The organism is Streptomyces auratus, from assembly GCF_050433025.1.
Taxonomy (GTDB): Bacteria; Actinomycetota; Actinomycetes; order Streptomycetales; family Streptomycetaceae; genus Streptomyces; species Streptomyces sioyaensis.
The window spans coordinates 3,774,833-3,792,010 of the sequence record NZ_JBNGCB010000003.1 but is presented as its reverse complement, the minus strand read 5'-3'; the positions used below and the strand labels follow the sequence as shown (position 1 = coordinate 3,792,010).

Annotated in this window: 3 protein-coding genes; 1 reads left to right on the top strand and 2 read right to left on the bottom strand. The window is 72.5% G+C overall.

The features are described 5' to 3' along the window. Positions 1-17 precede the first annotated feature (17 nt). Positions 18-1,034 carry an NADP-dependent oxidoreductase gene (locus tag BKA18_RS36055; RefSeq protein ID WP_366045095.1) on the bottom strand — a complete coding sequence of 339 codons (1,017 nt, stop codon included), beginning with the start codon at positions 1,032-1,034 and terminating at the stop codon, positions 18-20. A gap of 113 nt (positions 1,035-1,147) precedes the next feature. On the opposite strand from BKA18_RS36055, the gene BKA18_RS36050 reads away from it, so the two are divergent. Beyond that, positions 1,148-2,200 (top strand): GlxA family transcriptional regulator, encoded by a 1,053-nt coding sequence (locus BKA18_RS36050; protein ID WP_366045094.1) that lies wholly within the window; start codon positions 1,148-1,150, stop codon positions 2,198-2,200. A gap of 97 nt (positions 2,201-2,297) precedes the next feature. Here BKA18_RS36050 and BKA18_RS36045 read toward each other — a convergent pair whose 3' ends face one another. Further along, entirely contained in the window at positions 2,298-17,144 is a 14,847-nt protein-coding gene (locus BKA18_RS36045) for a type I polyketide synthase (protein ID WP_366045093.1), read from the bottom strand. Between the last annotated feature and the right edge of the window lie 34 nt (positions 17,145-17,178).

Here is a 17,178-nt window from a genome sequence, read left to right as displayed (position 1 = left end):
TCTCGGTCGTTCGCCGATCAGTCGCTCGCGCCGCTCGTGGCTCCCATGACGAGCACCAGCTTGCCCGTGGTGCGATTCGTCTCGCCGAGCTCGTGTGCCTTCACGGCCTGAGCCATCGGGAACGTTCCCGCGATGGCCGCCCGGAGCGCGCCCCCCTCCGCGAGCTCGGCGATCGCCTTCATCCCGGTGTGATCGGCCTCGACGAGCAGCAGTTCGGTGCGCATCCCGAGCCGGTCGGCCGCTTCCGCCAGCCCCTGCGCCGGGAAGGGCAGGATCGAGACCAGCAGGCCGCCACGGCGCAGGGTACGCAGCGAACGCAGCTGGTACTCGCCGCCGATGGTGTCCAGGACGACATCGACGTCGCGGACGACCTCGGCGAAGTCGGCCTGCTGGTAGTCGACCACTTCGTCGGCCCCGAGGTCGCGCACGAATGCGTGCTTGGCCGCGCTGGCCGTACCGATCACATAGGCGCCGCGCGCCTTGGCGATCTGCACCGCGAGGTGGCCCACTCCCCCGGCCGCGGCGTGGATCAGCACCCGGTCTCCGGCCCGTATTGCGGCGGTGTCGACAAGTGCCTGCCAAGCGGTCAGTGCGGCGAGCGGGAGTGCTCCGGCCTGGACATGGTCGATCGTGGCGGGCTTACGGGCAAAAGCGCGCGCGGGCCCGGTGACGTACTCGGCGTGGGAGCCCACCCCGTATGGATACGGCAGCATCCCGAAGACCTCGTCACCCGGCTTGAAAAGGGTGACCCCCGTTCCGACTGCCTCCACCACCCCGGAGACGTCCCACCCCAGGACGAACGGCGGTTGGCCGAGGAAGATGCCCAGTTCCCGATGCTTCCAGTCGGTGGGGTTCACCCCCGCCGCATGGACTCTGACCAGCACCTCGCTCGGACCGGGTTCCGGGCGCGCCACCTCCACTTCCTTCAGCACCTCGGGCCCGCCGAGAACGTCCTGGCTGATCGCCCGCATCGTGGCCGGGTGCGCGGTCCCGGCCTGCTCTGTGGTGGTCTGTTGTGAAGTCGCTGTACTCATGCGGTCCACACTGCCGCCGCGCGGCGGCACGGAGCAATGGCATGATGGTCACTATTCGATGGGATTCTGCCAATCGAGCAGCGGGGAGGACGGATGGACGGGATGGCCGTGTCATGACCCAGGTACCGCAGCGGGAATCGGCGCACCGCATCGTCGTCCTCGCACTCGACAGGGTCTATCCGTTCGAACTCGGCATCGCCAACCGGGTCTTCGGCAGCGCGGACGGCCGCTACGAGCTGCTCACCTGCACCGTCGACGGGCGCCTGGTGCGCACGAACGCCGACTTCGAGATCGCCGTCGACCACGGTCCCGAGGCCCTGCGCACCGCCGGCACCGTGGTGATCCCGCCCTTCGACCTGGCGTTGGCCACCGGCGAACTCTCCGGCCCCGTCGCCGACGCACTCGCCATGATCCGCCCCGGCACCCGCCTGGTCTCCATCTGCACCGGTGCCTTCGTCCTCGCGGCAGCCGGCCTGCTCGACGGCCGCCCCGCCACCACGCACTGGGCCCTCGCCGAACACTTCCGGCGCCTGTTCCCCCGGGTCCGGCTCGACCCCGGCGTGCTCTTCATCGACGACGGCGATGTCCTCACCTCGGCCGGTGCCGCATCGGGTGTGGACGTGTGCCTGCACGTCATACGCACCGACCACGGCAGTGCGGTGGCCAACCATGTCGCCCGGCTGTGCGTGGTGCCACCGTGGCGGGAAGGCGGCCAGGCACAGTACATCGAACACCCCGTCCCCGAACCGACCGCCGTCACCACGGCCGCCACCAGGCAATGGGCCCTCGATCACCTGCACCTCCCGCTCACCCTCACCGACCTCGCAGGACATGCCCAGATGAGCCTACGGACCTTCGCGCGCCGCTTCCGGGGCGAGGTCGGGGAGAGCCCGGGACGGTGGCTCACGCAGCAGCGCCTCTCCCGGGCACGCCAACTCCTCGAAACCAGCGATCTGTCCGTGGACCAGATCGCCGGTCACGTCGGCTTCACCACCGCCACCTCGCTCCGCCAGCACCTCCACGCCGCCATCGGCGTGGCCCCCCTCGCCTACCGGCGCACCTTCCACGCCACCCGCGAGGGCGCACCCGTGGGAAGGAGTGCGGAAGGGTGCGGTGATGCTGTGACCGGGAACGTGCACCGGGTGGAGCCGTCTCCGCAGACGTAGAGGGGCGCGCCGACACCGGCTCCGGCAGCCCGTCAGGAGGCTGCCGGAGCCGGTGCACGGACGCTCAGCCCCTACACCGGCACGGGCACTCAGCGCCTCACGATCCGCCGAGTTCGTTCTCGATGAAGTCGAAGAGCTCGTCGTCCGACGCCTGGTCCAGCCGGCTCTCCAGTGCGGCGTCCGGGTCCGCGGGGAGGCTGTCGAGCCGGTCCATGAGTCCCTGGAGCCGGCTGCGCAGCGCTGTCCTGGCGGCGGTGTCGTCCATGAGCCGCTCGGTCTGTGCCTCCCACGCGTCGAGCGGGCCGGATACGGGGCCGCCGTTGGCCGGCTGCTGTTCCACCGCGGCTGCCAGCCTGCCGAGCAGGTGGTCGGCGAGTGCGCCCGGTTCCGGGTAGTCGAACAGCAGGGTCGCGGGCAGCCTGGTTCCGGTCACGGTGGTGAGGCGGTTGCGCAGCTCGACGGCGGTCAGCGAGTCGAAGCCCAGCTCCAGGAAGCCGCGTTCGGGGTCGATCGCGTCGGCCGAGGTGTGGCCCAGGACCAGCGCGGCCTGGCCCAGGACGGCATCGAGCACCGCCTGGCGCCGGTCCCGCTCGGGCAGCGTGGCGAGGCGGGTGCCGAGCTGTCCGGCTTCGGCGGCGGCCGCGGGGCCCGGCCGGCCCGCCGGGGGCCGCGGTCCGGTCAGTGACCGCAGCAGCGGGGGCACCTCGCCGGCCGCGGCCCGCAGCGCCGCCATGTCGAGCTTGGCGGGGGCGAGGAACGCCTCCTCGGTGGCGAGCGCGGCATCGAAGAGCGCCAGCGCCTGCTCCGACGGCATGGGGCGGACCCCGCCGCGGGCCATCCGGTGCAGGTCGGTCTCGTCCAGCTTGGTGGTCATCCCGCTGCGTGCGGCCCACAGGCCCCAGGCGAGGGAGACTGCCGGCCGGCCCGCTGCCCGGCGGGCGTGCGCGAAGGCGTCCAGGAACGCGTTGGCCGCCGCGTAGTTGCCCTGCCCGACCCCGCCGAACGTCCCGGCGAGCGAGGAGAACAGGACGAATGCCGTCAGGTCGAGCTCGCGGGTCAGCTCGTCGAGGTGGAGTACGGCGTCCGCCTTGGCCCGCAGCACGGTGTCCATGCGGTCGGGCGTCAGCGAGCCGAGCACCCCGTCGTCGAGGACGCCCGCGGTGTGGACCACCGCGGTGAGCGGACGTTCGGCGGAGACCGAGGCCAGCAGCCGGGCGGTGTCGTCCCGGTCGGCGAGGTCGCAGGCGGCGATGTCGACCTCCGCGCCCAGTTCGCGCAGCTCCTTCTCCAGTTCGGGCATCCCGTCCGCGGTCCGCCCGCGACGGCTGGCGAGCAGCAGGCTGCGCACGCCGTGTGCCGTCACCAGATGACGGGCGACGAGCCGGCCGAGCATGCCGCCGGCCCCGGTGATCAGCACGGTGCCGTCGGTGCCGAGGCCCCGGAACGGCTCGGCCGCCCGGGCCCGTACCAAGCGCGGCACCCGGGCGGCGCCGTCGCGCAGCGCGATCTCGGGTTCGCCGGTCGCCAGGGCGGCCGGCAGCGCGGCCGCGGACCGTGCCGTGCCGTCGTGGTCGAGCAGCGCGAAGCGGCCCGGGTTCTCGGCCTTGGCGGTGCGCAGGAGGCCCCAGACGGCGGATTGCGGCAGTCCGGAGACCGCCGCGCCGGCCCGGTCGGCCACGGCGTCACGGGTGCACAGGACCAGCCGCGAGGCGCTGAACCGCTCGTCGCTCAGCCAAGCCTGTGCCAGGCCCAGTGCGTGGTGCACGGCCCGGCGGGTGGCCTCGGCCGGATCGCCCTCGGTCCGCGGGCAGCCGACGAGGACCGTTGCGGGCACCTCGGCCCCGGCGTCGACGGCCGCGGCCAGCGCGGACAGCTCCGGGTACCGGGCGCCGTGCCCCTCGGGCTCCGGTACTCCGTCCGTGCCGATGACCGCGTACTGCTCGGCCGATTGACCACCCAGCGGCAGATCCGTCCAGTCCATCCGGTACAGGTCGGCCGGCTTCGGTCCGGCGGCGGCCAGTTGTGCGGGGTCGACCGGCCGCAGGACGAGCGCCGGTATCGTGGCGAGCGGGGCGCCCGAGGCGTCCGCCAGTTGCACGGTGTAGGTGTCGTCGGCCTGTCGGACGAGGCGGACCCGCAAGGTGTCCGGGTGTGCGGCCGGTGCCGCGGTGACCGCCCGGAAGCTGAAGGGCAGTACGGCCCGTTCGGTGTCGGGAGCGGCCAGGGCGACGGTGTGCAGGGCGGCGTCCAGCAGCGCCGGATGCAGCACGAAGCCGGTGTCGCGGTACTGCTCGGGCAGGGTGACCTCGGCGAACACCTCGTCACCCCGGCGCCAGGCGGCCTCCAGGCCGCGGAAGGCAGGTCCGTAGGCGAAGCCGTTCGCGGCGGTGCGCTCGTACAGGTCGGAGACGTCGACCGGCTCGGCGCCGGGCGGGGGCCAGGCGGTGAGGTCGGCGGGCGTCCCGGTCTCGGGCGGGCCGTCGGCGAGGGTGCCCTCGGCGTGCCGGGTCCAGGGCCGCCCCTCGTCGTCCGGGCGGGTGGCGGGGCGCGAGTGGACGGACAGCGGGCGACGGCCCGACTCGTCCGGGTCCCCGACCGTGAGCTGGAGCTGGACCGTGCCGTCCTCCGGGATCACCAGCGGGGCCTGCAGGGTGAGTTCCTCCAGGTGGCCGGCGCCGGTCCGGGCGCAGGCCTGGAGAGCCAGTTCCAGGAATCCCGTGCCGGGGAAGAGCAGCGTGCCGTCCAGGGCGTGGTCGGCCAGCCACGGCTGACGCCCCGCCGAGAGCAGCCCGGTGAACAGGGCACCGCCGGAACCGGCGAGCGGCACGGCCGCGCCGAGCAGCGGATGGCCCGCGGCCTCCAGCCCCACGGCGGAGACGTCGGTCAGGTCCGTGCCCGCCTCCAGCCAGTACCGCTGCCGCTGGAACGGGTAGGTCGGCAGCGGCACCCGCCGGCCGCCCGAGGGCGCGAGGCAGCGGTGCCAGTCCGGGCCGTGGCCCTGCAGATGCAGGTGGGCGAGCGCGGTGGTGAGCGACTCCGGTTCGTCGGTGTCCCGGCGCAGCACCGCACCGAGGGCGGTCCCGTCCGTGGTCAGGCACTCGTCCGCCATGGCGGTCAGCACGCCGGACCCGAGGTCGAGAAGTGTCCGCGCGCCCAGCTCCTCCAGGGTCCGGACCCCGTCGTGGAACCGGACCGCCTGCCGTACGTGCCGCACCCAGTAGGCGGGGCTGCACAGCTCCTCGGCCGTGGCCGGGCGCCCGGTGACGTTCGAGACGATGGGCGTAGTGGGCGGCTGGTAGTCCAACTCGGCTGCCACGACGGCGAATTCGTCGAGCATCGCGTCCATGTGGGCGGAGTGGAAGGCATGGCTGACCCGCAGCCGCTTGGTCCGGTGACCGGAGGCTTCGAGTTGACCGGCGAGCTCGGTGACCGCGTCCTCGTCGCCGCTGAGGACGACGGCGGCCGGCCCGTTGACCGCCGCGAGCGCGACCCGGTCTTCGTACGGGGCGAGCAGCGGCAGTACGTCCTCCTCGGCCGCATCGACGGACACCATGGCTCCGCCGGCGGGCAGGGCCTGCATCAGCCGGCCGCGGGCGGCGACCAGCCGGCAGGCGTCCGCAAGGGAGAACACGCCGGCGACATGCGCGGCGGCCACTTCACCGATCGAGTGGCCGAGCAGCAGGTCGGGGTGCACGCCGTAGCCTTCGAGCAGCCGGAACAGGGCGACTTCGAGGGCGAAGAGACCGGCCTGGGTGTAGACGGTCCGATCGAGCAGATCCGCCTCGGGGGTGCCGGGTTCGGCGAACAGCACCTCGCGCAAGGGCCGGTCGAGGTGGCCGTCGAGGTGGGCGCAGACCGCGTCCAGGGCGTCGGCGAAGGCGTCATGGGTCGCGTAGAGGCGCCGTCCGGTGCCGGCGCGCTGCGATCCCTGCCCCGGGAAGAGGAAGGCCAGCTTTCCGCCGCGGGCGCGGCCCACGGCGACCCGCGGGTGCTCCCGGCCCTCGGCGAACGCCCGGAGCGCCTCGGTCAATTCACCGGTGTCCCGGCCGAGGACGGCTGCCCGGTCCTCGAATGCGGTGCGCGAGGTGGCCAGGGACAGCGCGACATCGGCGGGCGCGAGTTCGGGGTGGCGGGCCAGGTGTGCGGCCAGCCGCCGGCCCTGGGCCCGCAGGGCCGTGACGCCCCGCGCGGACAGCAGCCAGGGGACGACGGCCGCCGGGGCGTCGGGGGTCTCCGGCCGAGGGCCCTGCGGTGTGGCGCCGGACTCGACGGCCACCGGCTCGGGCTCCTCCAGGATCACATGTGCGTTGGTCCCGCTGATGCCGAAGGCGGAGACGCCGGCCCGGCGCGGGCCGTCGCCCGGTGTCCACTCCTGCGGCTCGCTCAGCAGCCGCACGTTCCCCGCCGACCAGTCGATGTGCGGCGACGGCTGCGCGACGTGGAGGGTACGCGGCAGCACACCGTGCCGCATCGCCTGCACCATCTTGATGACGCCGGCGACACCGGCCGCGGCCTGGGTGTGACCGATGTTGGACTTGATCGAGCCGAGCCACAACGGGCGCTCCGCGGGCCGTTCCTGGCCGTAGGTGGCAAGCAGCGCCTGGGCCTCGATCGGGTCGCCGAGCTGGGTGCCGGTCCCGTGCGCCTCGACGGCGTCGATGTCGCCCGCGGTCAGGCCCGCGTTCGCCAACGCCTGGCGGATGACCCGCTGTTGGGACGGACCGTTGGGTGCCGTCAGGCCGTTGGAGGCACCGTCCTGGTTGACGGCCGTGCCCTTGACGACGGCGAGTACCGGGTGTCCGCGCCGACGGGCCTCGGACAGCCGCTCCAGCAGGACGACACCGACGCCCTCGGCCCACCCGGCGCCGTCGGCATCCGCCGAGAACGCCTTGCAGCGGCCGTCGGGAGCGAGCGCCCGCTGCCGGCTGAATTCGATGAACGTCTGCGGGGTGGAGATCACGGTCACACCGGCGGCCAGTGCCAGCGAGCATTCGCCGGACCGCAGGGCCTGGGTCGCCAGATGCAGGGCGACCAGCGACGACGAACACGCGGTGTCCACCGTGACGGCCGGCCCCTCCAGACCGAAGGTGTAGGCGATCCGGCCGGAGGCGACGCTGCTCGCGCTGCCCGTCGCCAGATATCCCTCCATGCCCTCCGGGGCGGTGTGCGCACGGGAGCCGTAGTCGTTGTAGTTCGAACCGACGAAGACGCCGGCCGCCGTGCCGCGGAGCACCTCCGGGTCGATGCCCGCCCGTTCGATCGCTTCCCAGGAGGTCTCCAGGAGGAGCCGCTGCTGCGGGTCGATCGCGACGGCCTCACGCGGCGAGATCCCGAAGAACGCCGGGTCGAAGTGGTCGGCGTCGTAGAGGAATCCCCCGTCGCGGGCGTAGAAGGTGCCCGGCTTGTCGGGGTCCGGGTCGTAGAGCCGCTCGATGTCCCAGCCCCTGTTGGTGGGGAAGCCCGAGACGGCGTCGGTGCCCCCGTCGAGCAGCCGCCACAGCTCCTCGGGCGAGTCGGCCTGCCCCGGGTAGCGGCAGCTCATCCCGACGATGACGACCGGATCGTCGTCGACCGGAACGGCAGGTGCGGCCGGGCCCGTGCTCTCCGCCACCGCGCCGAAGAGGCCGTCGTGGAGAAACGCCGTGAGCGCGGTCGCCGTCGGGTGGTCGAACACCAAGGTGACCGGCAGCCGCAGACCCGTCGCCTCGGCGAGCCGGTTGCGCAGCTCGACGGCGGTCAGCGAGTCATAGCCCAGGTCGCGGAACGCCCGGTCGGCGGGGAGCGCGTCGGGTCGGTCGAAGCCGAGGACGGCGGCGGCCGCGGCCCGTACGTCGTCCAGCAGGGCGGCACGCCGCTCTGCCGGTGCACGGTCCCGCAGTCGCGCGAGGAGCGGCGCGGCGTCACCGCGCACCGCGGCCTCGTCCGCACCCGCCCCGGCCGACGCCTGGACCTCGGGCAGCTCACGCACCGCGGCGACCTGCCGGGCCGGGGCCTTGTGCCAGTCGACGTCCGCGACGACCAGGAACGTCTCGTCCTCGTCCAGGGCCGTCTGCAGGGCGGAGACGGCCAGGTCGGGATCCATCGGCGGCACTCCGTCGCGGCGCAGCCGCTCCGCCAGTTCCTCGCCCACCAGACCGCCGCCGCCCCAGGCTCCCCAGGCGATCGAGGTCGCGGGCAGTCCCTCGGCACGGCGCTGCAGGGCGAGCGCGTCCAGGCAGGCGTTCGCCGCCGCATAGCTGCCCTGGCCGGGGCCGCCGAGCGTGCCCGCCATGGAGGAGAACAGGATGAACGCCGAGAGGTCGAGCTGCCGGGTCGCCTCGTGGAGGGCGAACGCGGCGCCCGCCTTGGGCTCCCACACGGTCCCGGCGCGGTCCGCGGTGAGCTGGTCGATCACCCCGTCGTCGAGCACTCCCGCCGTGTGCACCACGGCCGTCAGCGGCTGCTCCGGCGGCAGGCTCGCGACGAGTGCCGCCACCGCCTCCCGGTCACCGACGTCACAGGCCCGCACGGTCGCCCGCGCGCCGAGCCCGGCCAGCTCCTCGACGAGCTCGGCGGCACCCGGCGCCTCCGGGCCCCGGCGGCTGACGAGTACGAGATGCTCCGCCCCGTTGCGGGCGAGCCAGCGGGCGAGGTGCCCGCCCAACGCGCCCGTACCACCGGTGACCAGGACGGTGCCACGCGGCCGCCATCCCTCACCGGCGGGCCGGTCCCCCGGCAGCGACCGCACCATCCGACGGGTGAAGACGCCGGAACCGCGCAGCGCCACCTGGTCCTCACCCCAGGTCTGCGCCAGCAGGGCGACCAGCCGTCGCCCGGCCCGCTCGTCCAACTCACCCGGCAGATCGACGAGTCCGCCCCACCGCTGCGGATATTCGAAGGCGGCGATCCGGCCCAGCCCCCACGCCATCGCCTGCGTCGGCCGAGCGACGACATCGGCACGGTTGACCGACACCGCGCCCCGGGTTGCACACCACAGCGGAGCGTCGATCCCGGCGTCACCGAGCGCCTGGAGCAGCGACGTCATCAGCACCAACCCGGCCGGCAGGGTCTGGGTGGCGGTCCACGGCTGCTCGTCCAGGGCCACGAGGGAGAGCACCCCGGCGATCGCCCCGGCCGCCGCCCCGGCCTCGTCCCGCAGCCGGCCCGCGAGCCGTTCCCGGTCGGCGTCCTCCTTACCGACGATCAGGGTCCGGATGTCCACGGCGCCCGACCGGAGCGCGCCGACGACGCCCTCGACCACCGGGGAGTCCTGGTGACCGTCAGGTACGACGACCAGCCACGTACCGTCCAAGCCGACGCGCTCGGGCTCGGGTTGGGGCCGCCAGACGATCCGGTAGCGCCAGCCGTCGACCGTGCTGCGCTGCTGCCGCTGCTGGTGCCACAGCGAGAGCGCGGGCAGCACCTCGCGCAACGCACCGTCATCGGACAGCCCGAGCGTCTCGGCGAGCGTGTCCGCGTCCCCGCGCTCGACGGTCTCCCAGAATCCGGCATCGACGAGTCCAGAAGCGGCCGACCCGGCTGCGGGCTTGGCCGATTCGAGCCAGTAGCGGCGGTGTTGGAAGGCGTACGTGGGCAGGTCCACGAGCTGCGGCCGAGCGGCAGCGAAGGCCGGGGACCAATCCACCTCCACGCCGTTTACGTACAGCTCGCCGAGGGAGGCGTAGAGACGCGACAGACCACCGTCGTCCCGGCGGAGAGTGCCGGTCACCACCGCATCCGCACCCACGGACTCGACGGTCTCCTGTACCGGCATCGTCAGCACCGGATGCGGGCTGACCTCCACGAACACCCGATGATCCGCGTCCAGCAGCGCACGCACGGCAGGCTCCAGCCGCACCGTCTGCCGCAGGTTGGTGAACCAGTACCCGGCGTCCATCTCCGTCGTGTCCAGCCACTCCCCCGTCACCGTGGAGAAGAACGGCACCTCGGCCACACGGGGTGCCACCGGCGCCAAAACCTCCAGCAACTCCTCGCGAATCGACTCCACATGAGCCGAATGCGAGGCGTAATCCACCTCGATGCGACGCGCACGGACCTCGCGCTCCCGACACCCCTCCATCAGCTCATCGAGCGCATCCGCATCACCGGAGACCACCACGGACGACGGACCGTTGACCGCCGCAACCGAAACCCGACCGTTCCACGGCTTGATCAGGTCCGAGACGTCGGACGAGGGCAGGGCCACCGACACCATTCCGCCACGGCCCGACAGCGCACGGATCGCCTTACTGCGCAGTGCGACCACACGGGCGCCGTCCTCCAGACTCAGGGCGCCGGCGACGCAGGCCGCGGCGATCTCCCCCTGGCTGTGACCGACGACCGCCGCGGGCTCCACACCATGAGCCCGCCACACCTCCGCCAACGACACCATCACCGCCCACAACACCGGCTGCACCACATCCACCCGCTCCAGCCCCGGCGCACCCTCAGCCCCCCGCAACACCGCAGTCAGCGACCAGTCGACAAACGGCTCCAACGCCCCCTCACACTCCGCCAACCGACCCGCAAACACCGGCGAAGCATCCAACAACTCCACCGCCATACCGACCCACTGCGACCCCTGCCCCGGGAAGACGAACACCGTCCTGCCCGGATCACCCACCGCAGCAGCCGGGCTCAACTCCCTCAGCTTTGCGGCCAGTTCATCGGTCTTCGAGCCCACGACAACCGCCCGATGCTCGAACGACGACCGCGACGCCACCAACGACCAACCCACATCAACCGGCGACAGCCCCGTCCCCGCCACCCACGACGCCAACCGCTCCGCCTGCGCCACCAACGCATCGGCAGACCGCCCGGACACCACCCACGGCACGAGCACGCCACCCGAGGACGAGGACAGCGAAACAGGCTCCCCGTCTTCGGACTCCGCCTGTTCGTGTTCCTCCGCCTGCTCGACGATCACATGCGCATTGGTCCCGCTCACGCCGAACGAGGAGATGCCGGCGCGGCGCGGACGGCCGTGTTCCACCGCCCACGGCCGGGCCTCGGTCAGCAGCTCCACCGCGCCCGACGCCCACTCCACATGCGGCGACGGCTCGTCGGCATGGAGCGTCGCCGGCAGCTCGCCGTGGCGTAGCGCCTGCACCATCTTGATGATCCCGGCCATGCCGGAGGCGGCCTGGCTGTGTCCGATGTTCGACTTGACCGAGCCGAGCCACAGCGGCCGCTCCGCGTCCCGCTCCTGCCCGTACGTGGCGAGCAGCGCCTGCGCCTCGATCGGATCGCCCAACGACGTACCCGTACCGTGCGCCTCCACCACGTCCACCGCATCGGCCGACAAACCGGCATTGGCCAGCGCCGCCCGGATCACCCGCTGCTGGGAGAGGCCGTTGGGTGCGGTGAGACCGTTGGACGCACCGTCCTGGTTGACCGCCGTTCCGCGGACGACCGCCAGCACCCGGTGGCCGTTGCGGCGGGCATCCGAGAGGCGTTCCACCAGCATTACGCCGACGCCCTCGGCCATGCCCATACCGTCGGCCGACGCCGAGAACGGCTTGCACCGCCCGTCCCGCGCCAGCCCCCGCTGCCGGCTGAAGCCCACGAGGCCGATCGGTTCGCCCATCACCGCCGCGGCTCCGGCGATCGCCAGGGAGCACTCCCCGGAGCGAAGCGCCTGTACGGCCAGATGCAGCGCCACCAGCGAGGACGAACAGCCCGTGTCCAGCGTGACCGCGGGGCCTTCCAGTCCGAGCGTGTAGGAGATGCGGCCGGAGGCGATGCTCGTCACCGTTCCGGTGATGAGGTGCCCCTCCAGTCCTTCGGGGGCTTCGCCGGTGCCGTACCCCTGGTAGGCGGCTCCGAAGAAGACGCCGGTCGATGTGCCCCGCAGGGTTCGGGGGTCGATGCCACCGCGCTCGATCGCCTCCCAGGAGGTCTCCAGGAGGAGCCGCTGCTGCGGGTCCATGGCGAGGGCCTCGCGCGGCGAGATCCCGAAGAACTCGGGGTCGAAGTCACCGGCCGCGTCGAGGAATCCGCCCTCGCGGACGTAGCAGGTACCGGTGCGGTCCGGGTCCGGGTCGTAGAGCCCGTCGAGGTCCCAGCCTCGGTCGGCGGGGAACTCCGAGATCGCGTCCGTCCGGTCCCGTACGAGCTGCCACAGGTCCTCGGGCGACCGCACGCCACCGGGGTAGCGGCAGGCCATGGACACGATCGCGATCGCGTCGTCCTCGGCCGGGGCGACGGGGGCCACGGTTTCCGGGACGGCGGCCGGTACGGACCGGGCGCCGCTCGCACCGACCAGGGTGGTCTCCAGATGTCCGGCGAGCGCCTTCACGGTCGGATGGTCGAAGACCACGGTGGCGGGGAGCTTCAGTCCGGTGGCCGCGTTGAGCCGGTTGCGCAGCTCCACCGCGGTGAGGGAGTCGAAGCCCAGCTCGCGGAAGGCGCGGCCGACCTCGACCTCCGAGGTGTCCGAGTATCCGAGTACGGCCGCGACCTGCTTGCGGACGAGGTCGGAGAGCTGCCGCTCGCGTTCGGCGGGGGCCAGCCCGGCGAGCTGGGTGCGGAGCGACTCAGAGGTGCTTTCGGCGGCGTCCGTGTCGGCCTCGTCGGCCTCCAGCGCCCGCAGGACCTCGGGGACCTCGTGCAGCAGCGGGCGGCGATGGGCGGCGGTGAAGACGGGGACGAAGCGTTCCCAGTCGATGTCGGCCACGGCGAGGAAGGTCTCATCGTGGTCGAGCGCCTGCTGGAGTCCCATCACGGCCAGGTGCGCGGGCATGAACGGAATGCCGCGCCAGCGCAGCTGTTCCTGGACCACGTCGACGGCCATCCCGCCGCCTTCCGGGCTCCAGATGCCCCAGGCGATCGAGGTACCCGTCAGACCGCGGGCGCGCCGGTGTGCGGCGAGCGCGTCGACGTAGGAGTTCGACGCGGCGTAGGCACCGTGGTCTCCGCTGCCCCAGGTGCCGGCGACGGACGAGTACAGCACGAACGCATCGAGTCCGTCGCGGTCGAAGAGCGCGTCGAGGTTGCGGGCACCGAGCAGCTTGGCGCGGGCACCCTCGGCAAACTCTTGCAGCGTGGTGTCGGCGAGCGGCACGAGCAGCCCGACTCCGGCGGTGTGCACGACGGAACGGATGGCCGGGCCGTCCGACTCGACCTGGGCGACCAGCTCGGCCAGCGCATCGGCGTCCGTCACATCGCAGGCGGCGATGGTGACGCGGGCGCCCAACGCGGTCAGTTCGTCCCGCAGTTCGGCCGCGCCCGGTGCGTCCGGGCCACGCCGGCTGGTCAGCACCAGATGCTCGGCGCCACTACGGGCGAGCAGCCGGGCGGTGTGCGCACCGAGACCACCGGTACCGCCGGTGACCAGGGCAGCTCCGCTGGTACGCCAGGGGGCGGCCGGCTCGCCGCCGTCCAGTGGGGCGCGGGTGAGTCGGCGGGTGAGGAGCGCGGAGCCGCGGAGGGCTAGCTGGTCCTCGTCCCCGCCCGCGGCGAGGACCCCGGACAGCAGGGCCGCACCACGGTCGTCCAATGCGGCGGGCAGATCGACGAGGCCGCCCCACTGCTTGGGGTGCTCCAGGGCGAACACCCGGGCCAGGCCCCAGACGGCCGCCTGGAGCGGGTTCCGGACTGCGTCGTCGGCGGAACCGGTGGCGGCGGACTCGGTCGTGAGCAGCCACAGCGGAGCCTCGACGTCGGCGTCGAGGAGCGCCTGCATCAGGGCCACCGACTGGACCAGTCCCACGGTGACCTCGGGGAACTCGGTCAGCGGCCGCTCGTCCAGGGCGAGGAAGGAGAGGACACCGCTGGGGGCGCCGGTCACCAGGGAGTTCCGCAGCTGGTCGGCCACGCCTTGGCGGTCGGTCGTCGAGTCCTCAAGGACGAGGAGTACGGTCTCTGCGCCGTTGTCACCGATGCCCTGAAGAGTGGCGCGTACGAGGTCGTTGTCCAGGTAGTCGGCGGGGACAACGACGAGCCAGGGTCCCGCCAACTTGGCTTGCTCCGGCTCGGGTTGGGGTCGCCATACGATCCGGTAGCGCCAGCCGTCGACCGTGCTCCGCTGCTGCCGGCCCTGCCGCCACGACGACAACGCCGGCAACACCTCACGCAAAGCACCCGGATCTGCCAGCCCCAACGTCGCCGCCAGACCCTCCAGATCCTCCCGCTCCACCGACTCCCAGAACCGCACATCCACCGGATCCACAACACCGGCCACCGAGGACCGCCCGGACTCCAGCCAGTAACGACGGTGCTGGAAGGCGTACGTGGGCAGATCCACAAGCTGCGGCCGAGCGGCAGCGAAGGCCGGGGACCAGTCCACCTCCACCCCGTGGACGTACAGCTCGCCGAGGGAGGCGTAGAGGCGCAACAGACCACCGTCGTCCCGGCGGAGAGTGCCGGTCACCACCGCATCCGCGCCCACGGACTCGACGGTTTCCTGAAGCGGCACGGTGAGCACCGGATGCGGGCTGACCTCCACGAACACCCGGTGATCCGCCTCCAGCAGCGCACGCACGGCAGGCTCCAGCCGCACCGTCTGCCGCAGGTTGGTGAACCAGTACCCGGCATCCATCTCCGCCGTGTCCAGCCACTCCCCCGTCACCGTCGAGAAGAACGGCACCTCGGCCACACGGGGTGCCACCGGCGCCAAAACCTCCAGCAACTCCTCGCGAATCGACTCCACATGAGCCGAATGCGAGGCGTAATCCACCTCAATGCGCCGGGCACGGACCTCGCGCTCCCGACACCCCTCCATCAGCTCATCGAGCGCATCCGCATCACCGGAGACCACCACGGACGACGGACCATTGACCGCCGCAACCGAAACCCGACCGTTCCACAGCTTGATCAGATCCGATACGTCAGACGAGGGCAGCGCCACCGACACCATCCCGCCACGGCCCGACAGCGCACGGATCGCCTTACTGCGCAGTGCGACCACACGGGCGCCGTCCTCCAAGCTCAACGCCCCGGCCACACACGCCGCAGCGATCTCCCCCTGACTGTGCCCGACGACCGCCGCAGGCTCCACACCATGGGCCCGCCACACCTCCGCCAGCGACACCATCACCGCCCACAACACCGGCTGCACCACATCCACCCGCTCCAGCCCCGGCGCACCCTCAGCCCCCCGCAACACCGCAGTCAGCGACCAGTCGACAAACGGCTCCAACGCCGCCTCACACTCCGCCAACCGACCCGCAAACACCGGCGAAGAATCCAACAACTCCACCGCCATACCGACCCACTGCGACCCCTGCCCCGGGAAGACGAACACCACATCGGCGTCCCCCTCCAGGGTTCCGGCGTCGCCCACCACCGCACCGGCGGGCGTCTCGCCCTCCGCCACGGCACGCAGTCCGGCGACCAGTGCGTCCTGGTCGGTGCCCACCACCACGGCTCGATGCTCAAGGGCCGCACGCGAGGCCACCAGCGAGTGCCCGGTGTCCACCGGCGACTGGCCGGCGGTCTCCGCCCACGACGCCAGTCGCTCTGCCTGCGCGCGCAAGGCCGTCGCGGAGCGTCCGGAAACCACCCAGGGCAGCGCGGCAGGCGCAGCCTGCTGTGCGGGGGCGGCCGCTGCGAGCTGTTCATCGGCAGGTTCCTCGGCCGGTGCCTGTTCGAGCAGGACATGGGCGTTGGTGCCGCTGCCGCCGAAGGACGACACTCCGGCCCGCCTGGGCGCGTCGGTCTCGGGCCAGGCGGTCTCGTCGGTGAGCAGACGGACGTTCCCCGTCGACCAGTCCACATGCGGTGAGGGCGCGTCGACATGGAGCGTCGCGGGCAGTACGCCATGGCGTATCGCCTGCACCATCTTCATCACTCCGGCGATGCCGGAGGCGGCCTGCCCATGTCCGATGTTCGACTTGACCGAGCCGAGCCACAGCGGCCGGTCCGCGTCACGCTCCTGCCCGTACGTGGCGAGCAGCGCCTGCGCCTCGATGGGGTCGCCGAGCGTGGTGCCCGTACCGTGCGCCTCCACCGCGTCCACCTCACCGGCGGACAGACCGGCGTTGGCCAGCGCGGCGCGGATGACCCGCTGCTGGGAAGGACCGTTCGGCGCGGTCAGACCGTTCGAGGCACCGTCCTGGTTGGTGGCGCTGCCGCGAATGACCGCCAGCACCGGGTGGCCCTTGCGGCGGGCCTCCGACAGGCGCTCCAGCAGCAGGACGCCGACGCCTTCGCCCCATGCGGTGCCGTCGGCGGCCGCGGCGAACGGCTTGCACCGGCCGTCTCGCGCGAGCCCCCGCTGACGGCTGAACTCCACGAAGTTCCGTGCCGAGGACATCACGGTCGCTCCGCATGCGAGCGCCATCTCGCACTCGCCGTGCCGCAGCGCCTGGACGGCGAGATGCAGGGCGACCAGCGAGGACGAGCACATGGTGTCGACGGTGACCGCCGGCCCCTCCAGCCCGAAGCTGTAGGCGAGCCGTCCGGAGAGCACAGCTGCCGAACCTCCGGTCAGCAGATGGCCCTCGACGCCCTCCGGGGCGGTGCTCTCGTCGGCGGCAGCGGCATAGCCCTGGTTGCTCGACCCGACGAAGACGCCGGCTGCGCTGCCGCGTACCGATGTCGGGTCGATGCCCGCGCGCTCGAAGACCTCCCAGGAGGTCTCCAGGAGGAGCCGCTGCTGCGGGTCCATGGCGAGGGCCTCGCGCGGCGAGATCTCGAAGAAGCCGGCGTCGAACTCCGGGGCGTCGTAGAGGAAGCCGCCCTGGCGGACGTAGCTGCTGCCCGGGCGGTCGGGGTCCGGGTCGTACAGCTTGTCCACGTCCCAGCCGCGATCGGTCGGCATGGGACCGATGGCGTCGGTGCCCTCGGCCACCAGCCGCCACAGCTCTTCGGGGGAGGCCACTCCTCCCGGAAGGCGGCAGGCCATCGCGACGATCGCAATGGGATCGTGCTCTCGCGACTCCACCTCCTGCAGCCTGCGGCGGGTCTGCCGCAGGTCGGTGGTGACCCGCTTGAGGTAGTCGCGGAGCTTGTCCTCGTTGTCCATGTAGCGTCAGCCCTTCAAGAAACCGGCGGTCGGT